At 52.4% G+C, this 20,923-nt stretch carries 24 protein-coding genes; 23 read left to right on the top strand and 1 reads right to left on the bottom strand.

Annotated features, from left to right (window positions below; translation table 11 throughout):
• The first annotated feature begins 15 nt into the window (after positions 1 to 15).
• The 10 genes from MHI45_RS06515 (at position 16) to MHI45_RS06470 (ending at position 7,104) form a co-directional block, all read left to right on the top strand.
• A complete protein-coding gene (locus MHI45_RS06515) occupies positions 16 to 603 on the top strand; it encodes a histidine phosphatase family protein (protein ID WP_076109888.1) in 588 nt (195 codons plus the stop codon).
• A 90-nt stretch (positions 604 to 693) separates the two neighbouring features.
• A complete protein-coding gene (locus MHI45_RS06510; RefSeq protein ID WP_076109845.1) occupies positions 694 to 1,782 on the top strand; it encodes a hypothetical protein in 1,089 nt (362 codons plus the stop codon).
• Between the two features lie 11 nt (positions 1,783 to 1,793).
• On the top strand, positions 1,794 to 2,300 hold the full coding sequence (locus tag MHI45_RS06505; protein ID WP_076109844.1) for a gamma carbonic anhydrase family protein: 507 nt from the start codon (positions 1,794 to 1,796) through the stop codon (positions 2,298 to 2,300).
• A gap of 18 nt (positions 2,301 to 2,318) precedes the next feature.
• Positions 2,319 to 2,498, top strand: coding sequence for an IDEAL domain-containing protein (locus tag MHI45_RS06500; RefSeq protein ID WP_038594463.1), 180 nt, complete (start codon positions 2,319 to 2,321; stop codon positions 2,496 to 2,498).
• 128 nt (positions 2,499 to 2,626) lie between these two features.
• Positions 2,627 to 3,052: a DUF2487 family protein gene (locus tag MHI45_RS06495; RefSeq protein WP_076109843.1), complete on the top strand. Its 426-nt coding sequence runs from the start codon at positions 2,627 to 2,629 to the stop codon at positions 3,050 to 3,052.
• 221 nt (positions 3,053 to 3,273) lie between these two features.
• Entirely contained in the window at positions 3,274 to 3,828 is a 555-nt protein-coding gene (locus MHI45_RS06490) for a QcrA and Rieske domain-containing protein (protein WP_076109842.1), read from the top strand.
• A gap of 5 nt (positions 3,829 to 3,833) precedes the next feature.
• Positions 3,834 to 4,505, top strand: coding sequence for a menaquinol-cytochrome c reductase cytochrome b subunit (gene qcrB / locus MHI45_RS06485; RefSeq protein WP_038594453.1), 672 nt, complete (start codon positions 3,834 to 3,836; stop codon positions 4,503 to 4,505).
• Positions 4,506 to 4,533: 28 nt separating this feature from the next.
• Positions 4,534 to 5,415 carry a menaquinol-cytochrome c reductase cytochrome b/c subunit gene (locus MHI45_RS06480; RefSeq protein ID WP_076109841.1) on the top strand — a complete coding sequence of 294 codons (882 nt, stop codon included), beginning with the start codon at positions 4,534 to 4,536 and terminating at the stop codon, positions 5,413 to 5,415.
• 94 nt (positions 5,416 to 5,509) lie between these two features.
• Positions 5,510 to 6,148 carry a DUF1405 domain-containing protein gene (locus MHI45_RS06475; RefSeq protein ID WP_076109840.1) on the top strand — a complete coding sequence of 213 codons (639 nt, stop codon included), beginning with the start codon at positions 5,510 to 5,512 and terminating at the stop codon, positions 6,146 to 6,148.
• Positions 6,149 to 6,204: 56 nt separating this feature from the next.
• Entirely contained in the window at positions 6,205 to 7,104 is a 900-nt protein-coding gene (locus MHI45_RS06470) for a sporulation protein YpjB (protein ID WP_083675532.1), read from the top strand.
• Positions 7,105 to 7,281: 177 nt separating this feature from the next.
• On the opposite strand, the gene MHI45_RS06465 is transcribed toward MHI45_RS06470, so the two are convergent.
• Entirely contained in the window at positions 7,282 to 8,151 is an 870-nt protein-coding gene (locus tag MHI45_RS06465; protein WP_076109839.1) for a YitT family protein, read from the bottom strand.
• 159 nt (positions 8,152 to 8,310) lie between these two features.
• Here MHI45_RS06465 and MHI45_RS06460 point away from each other — a divergent pair, with 159 nt between their 5' ends.
• The 13 genes from MHI45_RS06460 to dinG all read left to right on the top strand — a co-directional run bounded on the left by MHI45_RS06460 (position 8,311) and on the right by dinG (position 20,890).
• The gene (locus tag MHI45_RS06460; RefSeq protein WP_038594447.1) at positions 8,311 to 8,640 is read left to right on the top strand and encodes a nucleotide pyrophosphohydrolase; all 330 of its coding nucleotides are present in this window, start codon (positions 8,311 to 8,313) and stop codon (positions 8,638 to 8,640) included.
• A gap of 59 nt (positions 8,641 to 8,699) precedes the next feature.
• Positions 8,700 to 9,221: a tetratricopeptide repeat protein gene (locus MHI45_RS06455; RefSeq protein WP_076109838.1), complete on the top strand. Its 522-nt coding sequence runs from the start codon at positions 8,700 to 8,702 to the stop codon at positions 9,219 to 9,221.
• A gap of 34 nt (positions 9,222 to 9,255) precedes the next feature.
• Entirely contained in the window at positions 9,256 to 10,059 is an 804-nt protein-coding gene (gene dapB, locus MHI45_RS06450; RefSeq protein ID WP_076109837.1) for a 4-hydroxy-tetrahydrodipicolinate reductase, read from the top strand.
• A 17-nt stretch (positions 10,060 to 10,076) separates the two neighbouring features.
• On the top strand, positions 10,077 to 10,499 hold the full coding sequence (gene mgsA / locus MHI45_RS06445) for a methylglyoxal synthase (protein ID WP_076109836.1): 423 nt from the start codon (positions 10,077 to 10,079) through the stop codon (positions 10,497 to 10,499).
• Positions 10,499 to 11,203 carry a bacillithiol biosynthesis deacetylase BshB1 gene (bshB1, locus tag MHI45_RS06440; RefSeq protein ID WP_076109835.1) on the top strand — a complete coding sequence of 235 codons (705 nt, stop codon included), beginning with the start codon at positions 10,499 to 10,501 and terminating at the stop codon, positions 11,201 to 11,203. The genes mgsA and bshB1 overlap by 1 nt, the downstream gene beginning before the upstream one ends.
• 99 nt (positions 11,204 to 11,302) lie before the next feature.
• The gene (bshA, locus tag MHI45_RS06435) at positions 11,303 to 12,460 is read left to right on the top strand and encodes an N-acetyl-alpha-D-glucosaminyl L-malate synthase BshA (RefSeq protein ID WP_076109834.1); all 1,158 of its coding nucleotides are present in this window, start codon (positions 11,303 to 11,305) and stop codon (positions 12,458 to 12,460) included.
• Positions 12,461 to 12,470: 10 nt separating this feature from the next.
• Positions 12,471 to 13,904, top strand: a complete 1,434-nt coding sequence (locus MHI45_RS06430; RefSeq protein WP_076109833.1) for a CCA tRNA nucleotidyltransferase — start codon at positions 12,471 to 12,473, stop codon at positions 13,902 to 13,904.
• On the top strand, positions 13,897 to 14,700 hold the full coding sequence (locus tag MHI45_RS06425) for a biotin--[acetyl-CoA-carboxylase] ligase (RefSeq protein WP_076109832.1): 804 nt from the start codon (positions 13,897 to 13,899) through the stop codon (positions 14,698 to 14,700). Before MHI45_RS06430 ends, MHI45_RS06425 begins: the two co-directional genes overlap by 8 nt.
• A gap of 322 nt (positions 14,701 to 15,022) precedes the next feature.
• A complete protein-coding gene (gene panB, locus MHI45_RS06420) occupies positions 15,023 to 15,889 on the top strand; it encodes a 3-methyl-2-oxobutanoate hydroxymethyltransferase (RefSeq protein WP_076109831.1) in 867 nt (288 codons plus the stop codon).
• Position 15,890: 1 nt separating this feature from the next.
• The gene (panC, locus tag MHI45_RS06415; RefSeq protein ID WP_076109830.1) at positions 15,891 to 16,781 is read left to right on the top strand and encodes a pantoate--beta-alanine ligase; all 891 of its coding nucleotides are present in this window, start codon (positions 15,891 to 15,893) and stop codon (positions 16,779 to 16,781) included.
• Positions 16,774 to 17,157, top strand: a complete 384-nt coding sequence (gene panD / locus MHI45_RS06410) for an aspartate 1-decarboxylase (RefSeq protein ID WP_038594422.1) — start codon at positions 16,774 to 16,776, stop codon at positions 17,155 to 17,157. The genes panC and panD overlap by 8 nt, the downstream gene beginning before the upstream one ends.
• A 113-nt stretch (positions 17,158 to 17,270) precedes the next feature.
• A complete protein-coding gene (locus MHI45_RS06405; RefSeq protein ID WP_076109829.1) occupies positions 17,271 to 17,912 on the top strand; it encodes a hypothetical protein in 642 nt (213 codons plus the stop codon).
• A gap of 116 nt (positions 17,913 to 18,028) precedes the next feature.
• Entirely contained in the window at positions 18,029 to 20,890 is a 2,862-nt protein-coding gene (gene dinG, locus MHI45_RS06400) for an ATP-dependent DNA helicase DinG (protein ID WP_076109828.1), read from the top strand.
• Positions 20,891 to 20,923: the final 33 nt, after the last annotated feature.

Genomic DNA, 20,923 nt, shown 5'->3' with positions numbered 1-20,923 from the left:
GGAAGGGTGATGGCAATGCTTATCGGCTTAGTACGCCATGGGCTGACCGATTGGAATGCGGAAGGAAAGATACAGGGGCAAAGTGACATTCCGCTTAACGATGAGGGCCGGAGGCAGGCTGAGATGCTGGGAGACAGGCTTCTGCAGGAACCTTACCGCTGGGACTACTGCATTACCAGCAGTCTTTCCCGCGCAGCGGAGACAGGGAAGATCGTAGCTGCCAAGCTGGACATTCCCCTGCTTGAACCCGATCACCGGATCCGTGAGCGTGCCTATGGACAGGTGGAAGGCATGACTGCCATGCAGCGGGAGGAGAAGTGGGGCAAAGAGTGGAACCTGCTGTCACTGGGTCAAGAAACGGATGAACAGCTGCAGGTACGCGGTCTGGCTTTCCTGGAGGATCTATCGGCCCGTTATCCGCAGAGCAATGTGCTGGTTATTTCCCACGGCGGCTTTCTGGCTCAGCTGTACACCGCGCTTTATAAGGACAAGTACACAGAACGTCTTGGCAATCTGTCGCTGACCATCCTGGAGAAAAAGGAACTGGAATGGAGTCCGCTGTTATACAATTGTACACGTCATATCTTGCAAAATCAGCGTTAACCCGAAGCCTCGGGTTATTTTTTTTGCGTAATAAGGAATAAAAAGGGCTGTATTTCCCATAATGGTAGTAAAACGGTGAGGCGATAAAAGATGAATCTGGCGGATATGCTCACTTACGCAGACATTGGTCAGCTTACCGCCATTGCGGGGCGCTACCAGTGCGATTGCAAACGAAATTCTAAACATGATTTGATTCAGAGTATACTGATCACGCTGGGAAGCCGCGATTTCATGGAGACACATATCCGGAATTGCACCCCGGAGGAACTGCGGTTTCTCAACACGCTGTTGTTCGACGAACGCAGCAAATTCAGTCTTGAAGATTTGCTGGCTGCCGCGAGGCAGGCCTGCTTTGATGCACCTGCCGGCAAAACCGGCGGTTACCGTGAGATGGTCAGCCGGTTCAAAAGCGGCGGATGGCTCTTCAGCGGCGCCTCTCAGCAGAGCAGATACCTCTTTCAGGTGCCGGAGGATCTGAAGAACCGTTTCCGCGAGAGGATGGGACAGCATATCAAGGAACATGTGGTCCGGAGCAGCGAACCAGCGGTATACCGCGGGGAAGGTGATCTGCTGGCGGGCGATCTGCTGCTGTTCCTGCGTTATGTGATGGACAATGAGCTGGAGCTGAACCAGGAGGGTGCCCTCTATAAACGTTATCAGCAGGGCGTAATGAACGTGATCCAAGTTCCTGAGCCGCTGCTGGGCAAGGGGGGCTGGAGATTCGGTTACGGCAGAGCATGCGAGCATTATCCGCCAAGAATGGCGCTTCTGTATGATTATGCGAGGCACCGCCGCTATATTTCGGAAGAAGGTTACCGTTTGAAGCTGACTTTGGCAGGTGAGACGCTGCTTGCGGAAGGAAAATCGGAAAGACTGATGCAGTTATTCACCTTTTGGTTAAAACTCTATAAAGGTGCTGTTCCTAATCTTCCATCGCTCGTATACTGGATTAGCGTAAGTGCGGAAGAGTGGGTGAGCGTTTCTTCCTTGGTGGAGGGGTTGGGCTGGCTGATCAAACCGTTTTACTATGATGATGCCGCATCGATCCTGGAACAGCGTATTTTGCGGATGATGCTGCATCTTGGAATGATCCGGCTTGGGGAGACACCTGAAGGCCCGGTAGTCCAAATGACGCCATGGGGGACGGAAGCCGCCACTCCGAAGCGACTGCCGAAGTAAGGGGGAGGAAAATGCGGATTGCTTATGGGAATTACATACCGCAGCTCGATGAATCTGTTTACGTGGCAGAAGGGGCTAAGCTGGTAGGGAATGTGAGTGTAGGACAGCATTCAAGTATTTGGTTCAATGCGGTGCTTCGGGGCGATCTTGCTCCAGTCATTATTGGAAAAAGCTGCAACATTCAGGATGGGGTTGTAGGCCATGTGGCGGAAAATCTGCCGCTGATATTGGGGGATGACATATCGGTAGGGCACTCCGCAATCATTCATGGTTGCAGGATAGGCAGAGGCACATTAATCGGAATGGGTGCGATTATATTGAACGGAGCAGAGATTGGTGAATATGCTTTAATAGGAGCCGGATCTCTTGTAACCGAAAACAAAGTGATCCCGCCGTACACCCTTTCCTTGGGTACCCCCGCCAAAGTGGTCCGTGAATTGACCGAGCAGGACTTACTGAGAATGTCACGCACCAGCGAGAGTTATGTGAACAAGGCGAAGGAATATGGAAACTTCTAAACAGCGGAGGTGTATCGAATGGACAAAATGAAGGCTACCTATGAAGTGATGCTAGGGCTTGCGGCAGAAATGGTGTGGGATGAAGCGCTGCGAAAGCGTCGTACCGACATCTTGTACCGGGAGATTGACACAGCGCTGGCGGCCGGAGATAAAGCGGCTTTCCGGTATCTGACTGAAGAACTGAAAAGTTTGGCATAAGAGATGCGCTTGGCGCATTTCTTTTTTTGTTGTCCTGTAAAAGAGGGATTTAGCGGTATCTTCGAGAAAGCAAGGAGAAATGTTTGTCAAAAATGTTTGAACAATTCAGGTGAGGGGAATGAACAGTAATGAAATTTAGTGATTTTGACAAAAGCAGCTGGGAGGCAAACTGCAAATACTTCGATACCTGCCTGATTCCATTTACCGGCCTGAAGGGTACGGAGAGTCCGCCGGAGGCGGCAGAGGCACTTGAACGGCTGCGTGATTTGCTGGACTGTATTGAACAACCCTTTCAAGGGCGCATTGTAACCTACCCGGCAATTCAGTACAGCTCAGGTGATAATATTCAATACCTAAATGAGATTTGCCGAAAAGTCAAATCCAGTCACTTCCAATACATCATTGTAGCTTCATCCGATTTGGAGCTGTTGTCCAGCGAAATTGTTGAAAGCGATTTAGTCCTTTCCCTGACTGGATTTGACGCGTCCCGGATAATATCCTTTAAGAGTCAGATAGGGAGGAAAATCGAGCAGATGTGGCAAGAAGATAAATGAGCTAAATGTGACAGAAAATCAACAATTTATAAAAAAGCACCCCAATATGCCTGTCACAATTTAGACAATATTCTTGACGGGTTTTGGACCCTACGCTATGATTAGGTTGAACTTATATGTCGTGTGACTTATATCATTGTAAACGGATTATTTACAGGAAAAACCTCTGGATAACACTGCAGGTGCCTTCTCCAATTTCTGAATAGGGGGTTACACACAGTATGAGCAGCCATGAAGAAGAGCAGGAGCCGCATCCGCAAGGACCGCCCAGCCTAAAAGAGATGTCACGCAGACAGTTTCTAACCTATACCCTTGGCGGAGCTACCGCTTTTATGGGGGCCGGGGCAGTCCTGCCGATGATCCGTTTTGCCGTAGACCCGATATTACATAAAAAAGGCGAGGGTGAATTCATCAAAATTGCGGAAACCTCTAAAATTACCGATGAACCGCAGGAGTTTACGTTTGAGCTGAAACAGCAGGACGGATGGTATGCCAGTACAGCTACGCTGACGGCCTGGATCCGTAAAAATGAGAGCGGAGAAATTTATGCGCTTTCACCGATCTGTAAGCATCTGGGATGTACGGTCAGATGGAACAATAACAAGTCCTATCCGGATGAATACCATTGCCCATGTCATGGAGCGAGGTATACTAAAGTAGGCAAGAATCTAGAGGTCGCCCCGAAGCCGCTTGACCAGTACAAGACCAAGATTGATGGAGGCTGGGTCTATCTTGGCGATATCGTCCCCAACACCGAAGCTAAGAAGGAGGCGTAAATCTGATGTTTAAAAATGTCTACAACTGGATTGATGAACGTCTGGATATTACGCCGATTTGGAGAGATGTCGCCGATCATGAGGTACCTGAGCATGTCAATCCGGCACATCACTTTTCGGCATTTGTCTATTGCTTTGGCGGACTTACTTTCTTTATTACAGTCATTCAGATCTTATCGGGCATGTTTCTGACAATGTATTATGTTCCAGATATTATAAATGCCTATGCCAGTGTGGAATATTTGCAGACTAAGGTGGCCTTCGGGCAGATCGTCCGCGGTATGCATCACTGGGGCGCAAGTCTCGTCATCGTGATGATGTTCCTTCATACAATGCGCGTATTTTTCACCGGTTCCTACAAGGCACCGCGCGAAATGAACTGGATCGTCGGTATGCTTATCTTTTTCGTGATGCTGGGGCTTGGACTGACCGGATATTTGCTGCCTTGGGACAACAAAGCTTATTTTGCAACCAAGGTTACACTGGAAATTGCTAATTCTGTACCCGTTATGGGGCCTGTGCTGAAGGAATTGATGCAGGGCGGCACTATTGTCGGCGCAGAAACTTTAACCCGCTTTTTTGCACTGCATGTATTTTTCCTCCCGGCGGTCCTGCTTATTCTGCTCGTCGGACACTTTATTATGATCCGCAGACAGGGTATCTCCGGTCCGCTGTAAGTCAATTGACAGAAAGGGGGAACTGCAGATGGCACACAAAGACAAGGACAACACCAAAGAAAAGGTCGTATTTGTCGGTGATTCCCGTGTCCGCAAGGGTAACGGTTTCATTACACCGCCGGACTATACGGCATATCCGGGCAAATCGGAAGCGTTTATTCCCAACTTTCTATTGAAAGAATGGATGGTCGGTGTTGTTGTGCTAGTGGGCATCCTGGTGCTGACCATTTCAGAGCCGGCGCCGCTAGGCTTCCCTGCGAATGCCAGTGCAACCGTAATTCCGATACCAGACTGGTATTTCCTGTTCCTGTATCAATATTTGAAGCTGCCTTATGCCTCCGGCGACTATATTGTGCTTGGCACACTTGGCGTTACAGGTGTAGCCTTTGGGGCCCTCCTGCTGGCCCCCTTTCTGGATACGGGCCGGGAACGGCGGTTCTACCGCCGGCCGATCGCTTCCTCTCTAATGTTCCTCTCCCTCGCAGCGATCATTTATTTGACGAATACAGCCTGGACGGAATATAAGCATGAAATGGCATTAACGGATCAAATTCCTGAGGATGTGCAGCGTGAGGAAAAGGCGGCCGAGAACAGAGCCAAAGGTTTGCCGACCACAAGTGTTGTTGAAACGGAGGAAGTAGCCATCGTGGACAAGAGTGATCCGGCGATGGCGCTCTATAAGCAAGCTACCTGTGTCTCTTGTCATGCTGTCGATATGAAAGGCGGAGGTAGTGTGCCTGCGCTTCGTGGTGTTGGCGATACCCATGACAAAGATGCGATTCTCACGATCATTAAAGAGGGACAGGGGCAAATGCCTCCGATGTATGAAACGGCGGTGGCCGCAGGTCTGACAGAGCAGGATATTGACACTCTTGCCGGCTGGCTTGCCAAACAAAAAAGCGAACAGTAAAATAATGATAAGCGCAAACCTGATCGTGCATGCGGTCAGGTTTTTGGTTGTGTAAATGCAGAGGCTGCCATGATCTAGGAGGTAATGTGTCGATATGCCGTTTCATTGGTTCGAGAAGTTGTTTAAACACCGGGGAGTCATATGGCTGCTCTTTATTGTGAATTTCTTCGGTACGATTTACGGTTACATGTGGTACGGCAATCAACTGGAATATACAGCAGCCAATTATCCTGCCTGGCTGCTTCCGTTTGTTCCGGATAGTCCGACTGCGAGCCTGTTCTTTACGGCCGCTTTATTGCTCCTGCTGTATCCGCCAAAGAGTCTGAAAGGGACTCTGCTGCGTGAACTGATCGAAGCACTGGCGGTTCTCACCTCCGTGAAGTACGGTATCTGGGCGGTAAGCATTATTTTTGCCGGGGGATATCAGGGGGACGCTGTGGGCTGGAAGGACTGGATGCTGGTCGCATCGCATACCGGGATGGCGGTTGAAGCGCTGATCTATGCCCGGTTCTTCGCTTTCCGCAGAATGCTGCCATTGGCGCTGCTCTGGACCCTTGCCAACGACATGGTGGATTATTCGATTGGGATTTATCCGTGGCTGCCTTCTGTGCTGGAGGATGATGTAATAGGGGTGCAGTACTTCACTATTGGATTAACCTTGCTCAGCGCCTCCGCAGCCTGGATTTTCAGCAGAAGAACCAGGCCGCTGGAGAGCTTCAGCAATAGGCGCTGACAGGCTGTTCTATCTCTTGTCCTCCTGCCATACATTTAGGGTAGGAGGGATGTCTCATGCCGCGCAGGAGATATTATGTGCTGACAGGGTTAGTGTTGTGCTGGCTGCTTGCCGGAGGGAATAGTGGAAAGGTTATGGCAGATTCTAGTGCTGCCGCTGCAGGTTCCGGCCTTGGAAATTCGCTTAGTACCGGGCGTTCAGTAAGCGGAGAATCTCCGGCGCTTACCGGCAGGACTGGAGCACAGCGGCTGGAGCAGGCGGCAGAGGCTTTGTACAGCTATGTTCTGGAAGGGGATGTCGCCAAGGCAAGGCAGGAGAGCGAGGAGATTTCACAGATTGTTGTATCCTCATCCTTTGAAGGCCTGACCTCAGTGGAGGGAATAAATGCACTGTCGACAGTGGTTATGGATCTTAAGACTACAATGGCGGCTGCGCAAATCAATCCCCAGAAGTGGGAAGCTGCCGCTGCCAAGCTCAGGCTCGCTGCCAACAGCCTGAATCATCCAAAGCAACCGATGTGGCTGCAGTACTACAAGCTGATCCGCGAGGATCTGAACGATATGGAGCAAAGTGCTGTTGCCAATAATCTTAAGGATTGGAAAACGGCAGTAACAAGACTGCAAAGCAGATATGACAATATCCGTCCTGCAGTGGTCATCTCCCGCCAGCCGGAGGTGGTGAATGCCTTTGATTCCTGGTTATCTTACGCGGCGGGTATTCCATCCTCCTCTCAGCCGATCGAACGCACACGGCTGCTGGAGATCGTTTCTTACGGACAGGACGCAGTGCGGGTGATGTTTGGCAAAGAGAGGGATGAGCCGGCTTTATCTCTGCCGCTGTCTCCGCCGGAGTACGGAGGGTGGGGGCTGCTTGCCGGGGCATTCATTCTGGCAGCGCTGGCCTATACCGGATACCGCAAGTATCGCGGCGAGAATGAGGAGTGGAAGCCGGTATAGATCCGGCCATGAGGCAGGCGGCAGACCCCGTATGGTTAATAGTTCTGCCACGATACATTTTCTGCTGATTATAAGATGTAGCTAAAATAAAAGGCTCCCCCATCCATCGTGTGATGATGGCAGGGAAAGCCTTTTTTTGTCCACCCTATTAATGATGAATCACGCTGATTCATGGATTTAGGTTTGCCGGAAGCCTTCCCCCTGCACATCATGCACATCGCTGATGATCACAAACGCCGTGGGGTCGATGGATTTCACCAGCTGGCTGAGGCGGCGGATCTCCTGGCGGGAGACGACACAGTACACCATGTGCTTCGCCTGCTTGGAGTAAGCGCCGATAGCAGGGATAAGCGTTACGCCCCTGTCCATCTCTGCTGTGATAAGATCGGCAATTTGCGGGGCGTCATCGCTGATAATGGTGAAGGCTTTGGCGGCATACGCACCCTCCTGTATAAAATCAATGACCCGCGAAGAAATAAAGACGGCGACCAGGGTATACAATATTTTTTCCCGGGGTATGTAGAGCAGGGAGGCGCCAATGATGATAATGTCGACAGCCAGAATGATCTGTCCCATGCTCCAGCCGAACTTGCGGGCAAGAATTCTGGCTACGATATCGACACCGCCGGTGGTCCCGCCGTAACGGAAGACGATCCCAAGTCCCGCGCCAAGCGTCACCCCTGCATATAATGAAGCAAGAATGAAATCATGCTCGGTGTTGAACGGGATAAGCCAGCCGCCAGCAATCAGCCGTTCAAATACCCAGAGGAAAAAGGTCAACAAACCGATTCCTATACCTGTATAAAAAATCTGGTTTGAGCCGAGCACTTTCCAGCCGAGCAGGAACAGCGGAAGGTTAAGCAGTAATGTAGTCAGGAATATGGGAAGGTCAAAGGCGTAATTCAGCAGGATGGTAATCCCGGTTACCCCGCCTTCCATCAGTTGGTTGGGCACTATAAAATAGAGGAGCCCAAATGCATAGATTGCGGCACCGAGCATAATGGGAGCTACTGTTTTCCCGATCGCGAACAATTTGGATGATTTCATATAATCCCTCGCCTAAGCCTCTTAATGGGCAGTTTGTACTAACATTGCTTTCATGGGGTGAAGCTGTAAATTTAAAAAAGATTTGTCTTCAAAACGTCTTTACGATAACATAGGGGCAAACAGAAGGCAAGAACTCTCAGGGGGGCGAAGAAACAAATTATGGATAAAAGTCTTGGTGATTTGCAGCGTGAAGTCGACGCGTACATCTCACAATTTAAAGAAGGTTACTTCAGCCCGCTGTCTATGCTGGCCCGAATGTCCGAGGAAGTGGGTGAGTTGGCCCGTGAAGTAAACCATCAGTTCGGTGAGAAGCCGAAAAAATCCGACGAAGCGGAAAATTCCATTGAATTGGAGCTGGGCGATATTCTGTTCATTACGATCTGCTTCGCCAATTCGCTGGGCATCGATCTGACCGAAGCCCACAATAAAGTCATGCATAAGTTCAATACCCGCGATGCCGGGCGATGGACACTGAAAAACACCGATTAGGCTTCTATAACATATGCTGTACCAAACGAACGGGATTTAGCCGTTAGGATGGTGAGGATATGAATCATAACGATTTTGTAAAAGCGGCCTACCGCTCTATTCTGCGCAGCGATTTCGCCGAAGCGATACACTTCTTTGAGGCAGCTATAGCGGCCAGTCCGGATGATGCCGAGGTGAGATACCGCTGTTCCATTACCTATGCCCGCAGCGGGATGCTGGAGAAGGCGCTGGAGCATGCACTGGCAGCGCTCAAGCTTGATAACGGCAAGCCTGAATACCGGCTGCATCTTCAGCATCTGCAGGCGCTACAGCTTGTCCAGGAGGCTAAAAGGCTGCTTGAAGATGAATCAGCGGGGACGAATAATCCGTATCATCCGATCACGCTGCTGAAAGAAGCGATTACGCTGGATCCACTATACGGGGATGCATATGTATGGCTCGCCATTGCGCACAGCCGGATGAACGAGCACTTGCAGGCCATCGCCGCGATGAAAGAGGTCATTTCCCTGCATCCGGATGATTCCGGTCTGCGGCAGCTCATGAAGGACCTTCAGAAATCATTGCAAAAATATATCCAATAAACATGGAACCAGTGAAAGCGAGGAGGAAATAAGGGTGAGCGACAAGATCAGAGTAATTGTCTCCGGAGCAGGAGGCAGAATGGGCAAAGAGGTAATAAAGCTGGTGCTGCAGGATGATGAACTGGAATTGGCTGCGGCTGTAGATCGATCGGCAGGCAGTATCGATGCCGGTCGTCTCGCGGGACTGGAAGAATGCGGAGTTAATGTTACATCGGACTTTGAGGCCGCCCTTGCACATAGCAACGGGGATGTGTTAGTTGATTTTACGACTCCTCAATCAGCCTTTGCTAATACGACACTCGCAATCAAATATGGGGTACGTCCGGTGATTGGTACTACCGGATTTACTCCCGAACAAATTAAGGAACTGGACAAGCAATGCCAGGATCAGGGAATCGGCGGGCTGATCGCACCTAACTTCTCCATCGGGGCCATCCTGCTTATGAAGTTTGCCGCCCAAGCTGCCAAGTATTTTCCACATCTCGAAATTATCGAGTATCATGGAGATCAGAAGCTGGATGCTCCATCGGGCACGGCAATCAAGACAGCAGAAATGATTTCTGAAGCGCGTGAGGAGCTGCGTCAAGGCAATCCTCAAGAAGAAGAAATTATTGAGGGCTCGCGCGGCGGCTACTACAACGGCTTCCGCATTCATAGCGTTCGCCTCCCCGGTGTGTTTGCCCAGGAGGAAGTAGTCTTCGGCGGTTTTGGGCAATCGCTTAAAATACGTCATGATTCCTACGAACGGGCTGGATACATGCCTGGAGTCAAGCTGGGTATCCAGAAAGTGATGGAGTACACAGGAATGATCTATGGTTTTGAGCACTTTATAGAATAGACAGGAGAGAAGAACACATGTTGAAGATTGCATTTATCGCACATGACCGGAAAAAAGATGAGATGGTGAATTTTGTAACCGCTTATGAGCATGTATTTACTGGACTTGAGATGTACTCTACAGGGACGACCGGCCAGCGGATTATGGACGCAACCAACCTTCAGATCCACCGCTACATGTCCGGTCCGCTGGGCGGAGACCAGCAGATCGGTTCGCTGGTGGCGCAGGATGAGCTGGATCTGATTATTTTCCTGCGTGATCCTTTGATGGCACAACCTCATGAGCCTGACATTACTGCCCTTCTGCGTTTATGTGACGTGTATGGCATTCCGGTAGCAACAAATATTGCTACTGCGGAAATTCTGGTCAAGGCGATTGACCGGGGCGATTTCGGCTGGCGGGAGCTGGTACATAAGTACAAGCCGGGTGTGGACGAATAATGAAGCTGGATATCCTAGTATTCGGCGCTCATGCCGATGATGCCGAGATCGGCATGGCTGGAACCATCGCCAAACATACTGCTGCCGGCCTGAAAGTGGGCCTATGCGATTTGACCGCAGCGGAAATGTCCTCGAACGGAACCGTGGAACGGCGCAAGCTGGAAGCTCAGCAGGCCGCTGATCTGCTCGGTGCCTCACTCCGCACGAATCTGGGGCTCCCTGACCGGGGACTCTATTTGACAGAGGAGCATCTCTCAGCGGTGACCTCAGAAATTCGCAAATTCGCACCGGACATCGTATTTGCACCTTATTGGGAAGACCGCCATCCTGACCATATTGCTTGCAGCAAGCTGGTGGAAGAGGCTGTGTTTAATGCCAAGCTGCGCAAATATATGCCGGACAAGCCTGCGGTAGCGGCACCGCTGCTTTATTTTTACTTCATTAACGATCTCGGACGGTGTGATCTTATCGTAGATGTAACTGCACAATACAGCATTAAAGAGCAGGCGCTATCCAGCTACCGTTCGCAATTCGAGAAAGCACCGGGTGAGGATGTAGTTTCGACCCCGCTTAATGAAGGCTATATCGAACGTGTTCGTTCGCGGGATATGCTGCTCGGACAGCGCAGGTTTATTCCTTATGCGGAGGGCTTCGCCAGTAAAGTGCCGCATGCCGTTGAAATGTTCACCGCCGGAGGCCGTTAAACACACAAAGCTTTATTTCAGCCCGATGAACAACTATAATTAACTCATGTCATTACTAAAAGTACTAACATAACATAAGTTTATCGAAGGGGCGGAGCTATGGACCGGCTAAAAATAGGCATCACTTGTTATCCGTCTCTTGGCGGCTCGGGTGTAGTGGCAACTGAACTGGGCAAGCTGTTGGCCGAGAAAGGCCATGAAGTCCATTTTATTACACACAGTATCCCGTTCCGGCTTGGTACGTTTCAGAAAAATATATTTTACCACGAGGTAGAAGTTAACGATTATTATGTCTTCCGTTATCCCCCCTACGATCTGGCGCTGGCTACTAAGATGGCTCAGGTCGCCAAGATGCAGGGGCTGGATTTATTACATGTCCATTATGCGGTGCCGCATGCGGTCTGCGCGTTCCTTGCCAAGCAGATGTTAGGCAATGACATCAAAGTGGTAACGACACTGCATGGTACCGATATTACTGTACTTGGCCAGGATGAATCGCTTAAGGATTTGATCCGTCTCGCCATCAATGAGAGTGATGCGGTGACGGCGGTGTCGCTGGATCTGATCAACGAGACACGGCGTGTGCTGGATATTACCCGCGATATTGACCTGACTTATAACTTTGTCGATAAACGCGTGTATTATCCGCGTGACGTGTCCGATCTGCGGGGGGATTTTGCTTCACCGAATGAGAAAATCCTGATGCATATCAGCAATTTCCGTCCAGTCAAACGTGTCGGTGATGTGGTTGATATCTTTGCCAAGGTGAGCCGTGAATTGCCCGCCAAGCTGCTGCTGGTGGGTGAAGGGCCCGATCTGCCGAAGATTCAGGCAAAGATCAATGAGATGGGTCTGGAAGACAAGGTTCGCTTTCTCGGTAAGCAGGATGATATTGCCCAGGTCATTTCCTTGGCCGACCTCCTGCTGCTGCCTTCCGAGAAGGAAAGCTTTGGTCTTGTAGCCCTGGAAGCGATGGCATGCGGTGTGCCGACAATCGGCTCGCAGGCTGGCGGCATTCCCGAATTGATTCAGCATGGCAAAACCGGGTTCCTGGCTCCGATTGGTGATACGGCCGCCATGGCTAAATATGCCGTTCAGCTGCTCTCGAATGAGGACATGATAGAGCAATTCAGAAGAGCTTGTCTGGAGCGGTCCTGCAACGATTTCAGCAGAGACATGATTACGAATCAATATGAGGATATTTATTACCGTGTGCTTGGGCGCAAGGTGCTCGGACTGGATAAAGTCCGGGGGTAAGGGGTGCTTCATGGAATGGAAAATGGCACCATCCGGCATGGCAGAGGCGGCAGGCAAAGTGATTGCCACCCTGCTTGCAGACGGCCGTGAGGCTTATTTTGTCGGCGGCTGCATCCGTGATGAGCTGCTTGGCAGACCTGTGCATGATATGGATCTTACGACTTCGGCACTGCCGGAAGAAGTAATGGCCATGTTCACACGTTGTGTCCCGACCGGGCTTGCACACGGCACGGTTACTGTATTGCAGGATGGATATAGCTTTGAAGTAACAACGTACCGGACGGAGAGCGGCTATGCCGATCACCGCCGCCCGGAGCACGTCTTTTTTGTAAGCGATGTGCAGGAGGATCTGCGGCGGCGCGATTTTACGATCAATGCCATCTGCTGCGGCCTGGATGGGCAGCTGGTCGATCCTTTTGGCGGAGCTGCTGACCTGGAGCATCGCCTGATCCGCTGTGTGGGCACGGCGGAGGAACGCTTTGACGAGGACGCGCTGCGCATGCTGCGCTGCGTGCGGTTCGCGTCTGTGCTGGACTTCGCCATCGCCAAGAATACGTGGCGGGGGCTGCTGCGCCAGCGTGACAAGCTGGCGCATATTGCCGTGGAGCGTCTCCGCGCGGAGCTGGAGCGCATGATAGAGGGGCCGCATCCCGCGCGCGGCCTCGGTCTTCTCGCGCGTAGCGGCCTGCTGCCGCGCGGCAAAGCCCCGTTCCCCTGGACCGGCAGTGACATGGCGGCAGCCGCCGCCCTGCTAGCCGGGATCGGGGAACTGCCCGGCGCCCTCCTGCGGTGGGCGCTCCTGCTGCATGCCCTGAAGACGCCGGCCGCTGAGGCCGACGACCTGATGCGGGCATGGACGTTCCCGGGGGCGACGCGCAGCGCCGTCACCTCGGTGCTGCGTGTCCGCGAAGCCTGGACCGCAGCGCTTGCAGAGGTGCCGCCGGAATCTCCGGGCGGCACCGAGGCGCTTCGGCGGCGCTGGATCGCCGCCGTGCTGGCCTTGGGCACGTCAGCCGCCGAAGGGTGGCTGACGCTGCTGGAGGCGGTGCCGGAGGCCGCCTCCTATCAGCAGCGTCTTGGCCTGGCCAAATCCGGGCCCGGAGCAGCTGTGCAGCTGGATGTGGCCATGTCAGGGTTAGGCAGCCGCTTGGTCAAGCAGGATGATCAATCAGAGCCTAAGACGGATAACGCCGCTGTGCAGCCATCTGGAGCGCCGGCGCTCTCCACGGGTCTCCTGCGGTCCTGGAGCGCATCAATGCCGCTGCAGACCTTGGCAGAGCTTGCGGTGACAGGCAATGAGCTGGCCGAAGCTTTGCAGAAACGTCCCGGCCCCTGGCTGGGAGAGCTGCTGCATGCGCTGCTGCAGGCTGTAGCGGCTGGAGATATTGCCAACGATAAACAATCATTGCTTCAGGAAGCAAAAAGGATGGATAACGATGAATAGCGATGAAACGCCGGGGCTTTCCGGGCTGAACAGAGATACTTTTGTTTCGGGCTGGAACCGAAGTGTACAGCGGCTGGAAACGGTGGTGTCTACGCAGGAGGAAGCCAAGAGGCTCGCCGAAAACGGCGCTCCGGAAGGAACGGCTATTATCGCCGAGGAACAGACCGGCGGCCGCGGGCGGATGGGCAGAAAGTGGCATTCGCCGCGCGGCAAGGGCATTTGGATGAGTGTGGTGCTGCGCCCTAATCTTCCGCTGTCACTGACGCCGCAGCTGACGCTGCTGGCTGGCGTGGCCGTCTGCCGCGCCATTCGCGAGATCAGCGGCGTGCAGGCCGGCATCAAATGGCCAAATGATCTGCTGGCAGGCGGACGCAAAATTTGCGGAATCCTGCTGGAATCTTCGCTCCGGGAAGGCGGGCTTCATTATTGCATCGCCGGAATCGGCATTGCAGTGAACTTGACGGAGGACGACTATCCGGATGATCTGCATGGTGTCGGCACTTCGCTGCTGATCGAAGGGGGAGGCATTCCCGTTGACCGCCAGCAACTCACGGAAGCGGTGCTGGCCGAGCTGGAGTTTTTGTACACCCTTTACATAGAACGGGGCTTTAAGCCTGTTCGTGAGCTTTGGGAATCCATGTCGGTCACCTTGGGGCGCCAGGTGTACTTTAATACACCCGAGGGACGCAGCGAAGGCACTGCGGTCGGTTTGGATGACGGCGGCGGGCTGCTGCTGAGGGATGCTGCCGGGAATATTACCTGCATATTGTCAGGTGAAATAGAAATGATCCAGTGACAAGGGTTCCATGCCTTGTCACATTTTTTTGGTGTAATTAACTGCGGATTTTGTTATAATATGCTCAGAGACGGTATCGCAGGGTCGAGCTGTACTCATTCAAGCAAGCTATACAACAGCAATTTGCTTTTCGGATTCACCTTCATAACTGTATTTCCACGGTTACGTTGGATTCTGCTCTGAGCCGTAAGGACCGAGACAGAAGGGACGATCGCGAGTGACTCTTTTTTGCCCTTCGGACCTTTTTAGCGGACCATGCTAAAAGGTTTTTTTGTTTGCGCGTTTACGCGTATTTTAACTACGAAAAGGGGAATGGGAGCACATGGCAGACAAACATGCACTGAATATTGTGAAAATGAAAAAAATGAAAACGGACGGTGTGCCGCTGAGCATGCTGACCGCTTATGATTATCCTTCGGCCCTGCTGGCCGAAGAAGCGGGGATCGATCTGATTCTGGTCGGTGATTCGCTCGGGAATGTTGTACTGGGTTATGATACAACCCTTCCGGTAACGATTGACGATATGGTCTATCACACACGTTCCGTGGCGCGCGGTGCGCAGAATACGTTCATTGTGGCGGATATGCCGTTTATGACGTATCACGGCAGCATTGACGAGACGCTGCGCGGTGTGCGCAGACTGATGCAGGAAGGCCGGGCGCAAGCCGTTAAAATGGAAGGCGGGCTGGAAATCTGCGGGGCCGTATCTGCCGTTGTAGCGGCTGGTGTTCCGGTGCTCGGCCACATCGGTCTGACGCCGCAGTCGGTCAACATGATCGGCGGCTACCGGATTCAAGGCAAGGACGCGAAGGATGCGCAGCGGCTGATGGATGAGGCCAAAGGGCTTGAAGCTGCCGGGGCTTTCGGCATTGTGCTGGAACTGGTTACAGAAGAAGTAGCGGAGGCGATTTCTAAAGCGGTCAGCATTCCGACCATCGGGATCGGCGCAGGCCGTTACTGCGACGGACAAGTTTTGGTCTTCCACGATCTGCTGCAATATGCTTCACCTTACCGGGAGAAGCGCTTCGTCAAGACCTACGCTGATGTGGGCAGCCTGATCCGTGAGGGAATCGGCAGCTACGTACAGGAAGTGAAGAACCGTTCCTTCCCGGCGGAGAATCATGTATTTAATGCGGATGAAACTGTATTGGAATCTTTATACGGCGCTGCCGGAAAAGGAGCGAAATAAGATGAGAGTCGTTAGAACGATTGAACAGCTGCGTGAAGCGCTTGAATATATGCGTCAGGGCGGGCATACTCCCATCGGCTTTGTGCCGACCATGGGATACCTGCATGAGGGACATGCAAGCCTGCTGCGCCGGGCAGGGGAAATGAGCAGTACGGTAGTGATGAGCATTTTTGTTAATCCGCTGCAATTTGGGCCCAATGAGGACTTTTCCTCTTACCCGCGTGACGAGCAGCGTGATTTGGAACTTGCGGAGCGTGAAGGAGCCGACATCGTATTTATTCCCGGTGTGGAAGAGATGTACCCGCAGCCGATCCGCACCCAGGTATCGGTCTCTTCGCTGACCACGCAGCTGTGCGGGGCATCCCGCCCGGGGCATTTTGATGGAGTCACCACAGTCGTAAGCAAGCTGTTCAATATGGTACAGCCCGATTACGCCTTTTTCGGACTCAAGGATGCCCAGCAAGTGGCGGTTCTGCGCCGGATGGTAGCTGACCTGAATATGAATGTTGAAATCGTGGCCTGCCCGATCATCCGTGAAGGCGACGGACTCGCGCTTAGCTCACGCAATGTGTATTTAAGTGCAGAGGAACGCAGCCAGGCTCTGGTATTGTCCCGTTCGCTGCGTGAAGTTCGCCAAGCCATGGAAGAAGGTAAGGTCCGGACGGTTGAAGATGCCCGGAAACTGCTGGTGTCAGTCATTTCAGCTTCTCCGCTTGCCGTCATTGATTATGCGGAAATATTGACCTTCCCGGGCCTGGAGACGCTAGATGGTGCTTCATTGCTGAGTGATGCTGACGGCGAAATCATTATTGCACTTGCCGTGAAGTTTGGCAGAACCCGTCTGATTGACAATAATGTATTTAATCCCAAGGAGGTTGCGACCCTTGTTTAGACATATGATGAAATCCAAAATACACCGGGCAACGGTTACCGAAGCCAATTTGAATTATGTGGGCAGTATCACCATCGACGAGAACCTGATGGAAGCAGCAGATTTGCTCGAGAACGAAAAGGTACAGATTGTCGACAACAATAACGGCTCCCGGCTGGAAACCTACGTCATTCCGGGACCACGCGGCAGCGGCGTCATTTGTCTGAACGGAGCGGCGGCCCGGCTTGTTCAGCCGGGGGATACTGTCATCATCATCTCCTACGCGATGCTGTCCGCCGAAGAACTGGCAGGGCATAAACCAACTGTAGTTTTTGTCGATGGCGAGAACAAGCCGGTGAAGCTGGCCGATCATGAGATTCATGCTACGATTGCTTAATCACCGGACCTAAGCCATGTAATCAATGGCAGGGATGAAGAGCCCCCCACTTGCGAAAAATGAAGGCAGGCAAGCTTAGGCTGATTTCATTTTCAGTAAGGGGGGGATGTCCCATGTTTCAACAATTATTTGCTGAGATGAATAAGATGCTTCAGGAGATCGCCACGGATTACCCTACTTCGGAGGGTACCCGCCGGGATGATCTTTTATGCAAGTACAATATGCTTCACCGGCTTAGTGATGAGGTTATGGACGAGTGGCTCGCCTTTGCCGAGAAGCTGAGTCATTTCCGGGAACACGCGGAATTTCCGCCACAGCCGGACGAAGAGATACCGCAGCAGGAAGCGCCAGAGCTTGCCATGGATTCTTTTGTCAGAGGGCAGGGCTACTACAAGCTGTTGATGTACCGGAAGTGTATTGATCAATTTAAGGAAGTTATTGCGCAGCACCCCGACAGTCTGGCGGCCCGCCTGTATTTGGCCATGGCCTATCTGCAGGAGGGCGACGGGGAGACCGCATGGGGGCATCTGGATCATATGCTTGCGCTGATTCGCGAGAACAAGCTGAAGGCGATGATCTACAATGCGCTGGGGTGCATCAGAGCTTCCCAGGAACGCTTCAATGAGGCAAGGGAGCTGTTCAGCCTTTCTTTGCTTCATGACCCGGCACTCCCGGAACCGAATGTCAATCTGGAGGTCTGCCGCAGGCGGGGAGGAAAGCTGCAATTCGGAAATCAGCTTGTTTCGCTTTTGTAATCATAGCCCACTCATTTAAGCGATGCATCCACTTCAACAAGCGGTGTGCATCGCCTTTTTTCGTAACTTCTGTTATGCTGATAAAGAGTCTCAAGTGAAAGGGAATAGAACTTATAATGAAATTTGCCGTGCTTGATTTTGAAACTACGGGAACCCAATCTGTGGGTGAGATCATCCAGGTTGGCCTTGCCATTATAGAAGAAGACCGGTCCATCTCCCGGGTGTATGGTTCTTACGTCAAGCCCGGAACACCGATTCCTCCTTTTATTACGGGCTTGACCGGCATCACCGATGAAGATGTGAAGGATGCGCCAGAGCTGGATGAGATGATGATGGAGCTCGTCCCGCTGCTTGACGATGTAGTGCTTGTTGGACATAATGTTGCTTTTGATTTCCATTTTTTGCAGAATGCTTTAGACCGCTGCGGCTATTTGCCGTTTCAGGGACGGATTCTGGATACGATCGATTTCCTTAAAATATGCTTTCCGTCCCTTACGACCTATCAGCTGGGTGCGGTAAGTAACCATTTTGGCATCACGCATGACCGTCCGCACCAGGCGGATAGTGACGCAGAAGCTACAGCGATTGTGTTGCTTAAATGTCTGGAAGAGCTGTATAGTTTGCCTCTGCTGACCATTCAGCGGCTTAACGAGCTGTTTGCCGATGAAGACAGTGACTTGGCCTGGTATTTTGACGGCCTGCTGCGGGAGCGCGAGATGGAGACCTTCCAGCCGGAAGGAGAGCTGAATTTTCACCGTCAGCTTGCACTGGCTGTAGGCGACTGGACTGAGCTGGCGCCTCCAAGAGAAGAAGGTGTTGGCAATCCTGTGGAGAATGTATCCTTTGAGGATTATATGGCAGAGGTAACCAAACGGCTTAAGGATACGCTTCCGCAATATGAGAGCCGGGAAGCCCAGGAGATCATGATTGGCGAAGTGAATACGGCCCTTCAGGAGGACAAGCATCTGCTGATCGAGGCGGGCACGGGTACCGGCAAATCGCTCGGTTATCTGCTGCCGGCCATTTATCAGAGCGTTCGTACCGGACAGAAGGTTATGGTCAGCACCCATACTATCAACCTTCAGGATCAGCTGCGCGAACGCGATATCCCGCTTCTGACCAGTGTTGTGCCTTTCCCGTTTAAGGCTGCGATATTCAAGGGGAGAGGGCACTATTTGTGTCTGCGCAAGTTTGAACATAAAATAAATAAAAAGGACTTCGTAAGTCCCCGGGAAGAAGCGCTTACGGCAGCGCAAATGATCGTATGGCTGACCCAGACGGAATCGGGTGACGATGAGGAGCTGAATTTGAGCGGTCGCGGCGGGGATTTCTGGGAGACGGTAGCCAGTGATACCGATTCCTGTCTGGGCCGTTCCTGTCCGTGGTTCCGCAAATGCTACTACCACCGGGCCAAACATGAAGCAGGGATTGCCGATGTGGTCATTACCAATCACTCTAAGCTATTCGCAGACGTCAAGGCCGGGCACCAGCTGCTTCCGGCTTATGAGCATCTTGTCATTGACGAGGCCCATCATTTGGAGGATGTGGCCGGCAAGCATCTGGGTATGCAAATGAAGTATTTCACGGTAGCTCATACGCTTACAAGGCTGTATAAAGACAGCCGCAGCGGCCAGCTGCCGGCACTGCGCCAGACTCTGCAGTCCTCGGGCAGTGAGCAGGCTTCGGAGTGGAGCGGCGTAATCGATAAAATCTATCCCGATCTGCTTACCGTAAAGGAAACTTGGGATACACTGAGCGACAAGCTGTTCGGTCTATTGCCCGAACGAAGCGATGCAGCGGCAGGTGAAGCCGGCCAGCTGGTCACACGCCTGCTTCCCGGCAGCAAGCCCAAAGATTGGGAAGAGCTGGCGGCGCTGGAGAATACGCTGCACTTAGCCCTGAGCGACATCATCCGCAGAGGTGACAAAATGCTCAGCGAGATGCGCGATACGGAGAGTCAGTCGTCTTCAGACAGCCTGGTGACCGATATCGGAGGCTTGTTCAAGGATTTGGCATCCATCCGGGAACAAATCCGTTTCTTTATGGGTCTCAGTGACGATAATATCGTGTACTGGATGGAAGGGAGCGGCAACTACCGGGGCAAGTCGCTTCAGCTATACGCCGTGCCTGTCGATGTAAGCAGCCAGCTCAAGGATCTGTTCTTCGACAAGAAGAAGAGCATAGTGCTGACCTCGGCCACGTTATCGGTCGACAAGTCCTTTCAGTTCATGATTGACAACCTTGGTCTTTCTGAAGCCTCAGAGCAAGGGCGACTCATGACAGCGCTGCTGCCTTCACCGTTCAAGTACCGTGAACAGGCGCTACTTGTCATCCCGCGCGATTTCCCCAGTGTTAAGGGCAGCGTAGGCGATGCGCGTTTTGTAGACAAGCTGGTGCATTCGCTGGCTGAAGCGGCGGCGGCGACCAAGGGGCGGATGCTGGTGCTGTTCACCTCCTACAAAATGCTGCGCCAGGTTTATGATCCGCTGAAAGAGGCCTTGGCTTCCCAGGACATTACGGTTCTGGGCCAGGGTGTGGAAGGAGGCAGCCGCAGCAAGCTGATCCGGCGTTTTCAGGACAGCTCTGCATCGGTATTGCTTGGAACAAGCAGTTTCTGGGAAGGAGTCGACATCCCTGGCGAGGCGCTGACCTGTCTTGCGATTGTAAGGCTGCCGTTTCAGCCGCCGAATCATCCGCTGGCCGAGGCAAAGGCGGAGCTTCTGCAGGCCCAGAAGAAGAATCCTTTTATGAAAATGTCTGTTCCACAAGCAGTGATCCGGTTCAAACAGGGTTTTGGACGATTGGTCCGCACTGCGCAGGACCGGGGAATTGTTATTGTATATGATACCAGGGTCATCGAAGCTTATTACGGGAAGTACTTCCTGTATTCACTCCCTGGTCCGAAGATGGAGCACATGCTTACCGATCAGATGGTTCCGCGGATTGCGGAATGGCTTGAAGAGGGCGGCGTTTCCTAATCTGTCATTGTTTATGAATTTTTCCATCTCTTT

It is taken from the genome of Paenibacillus sp. FSL H3-0321 (assembly GCF_038002865.1).
GTDB lineage: Bacteria > Bacillota > Bacilli > Paenibacillales > Paenibacillaceae > Paenibacillus_AQ.
The sequence above is the reverse complement of the archived record's forward strand: the minus strand, read 5'-3'. Positions and strand labels throughout refer to the sequence as shown.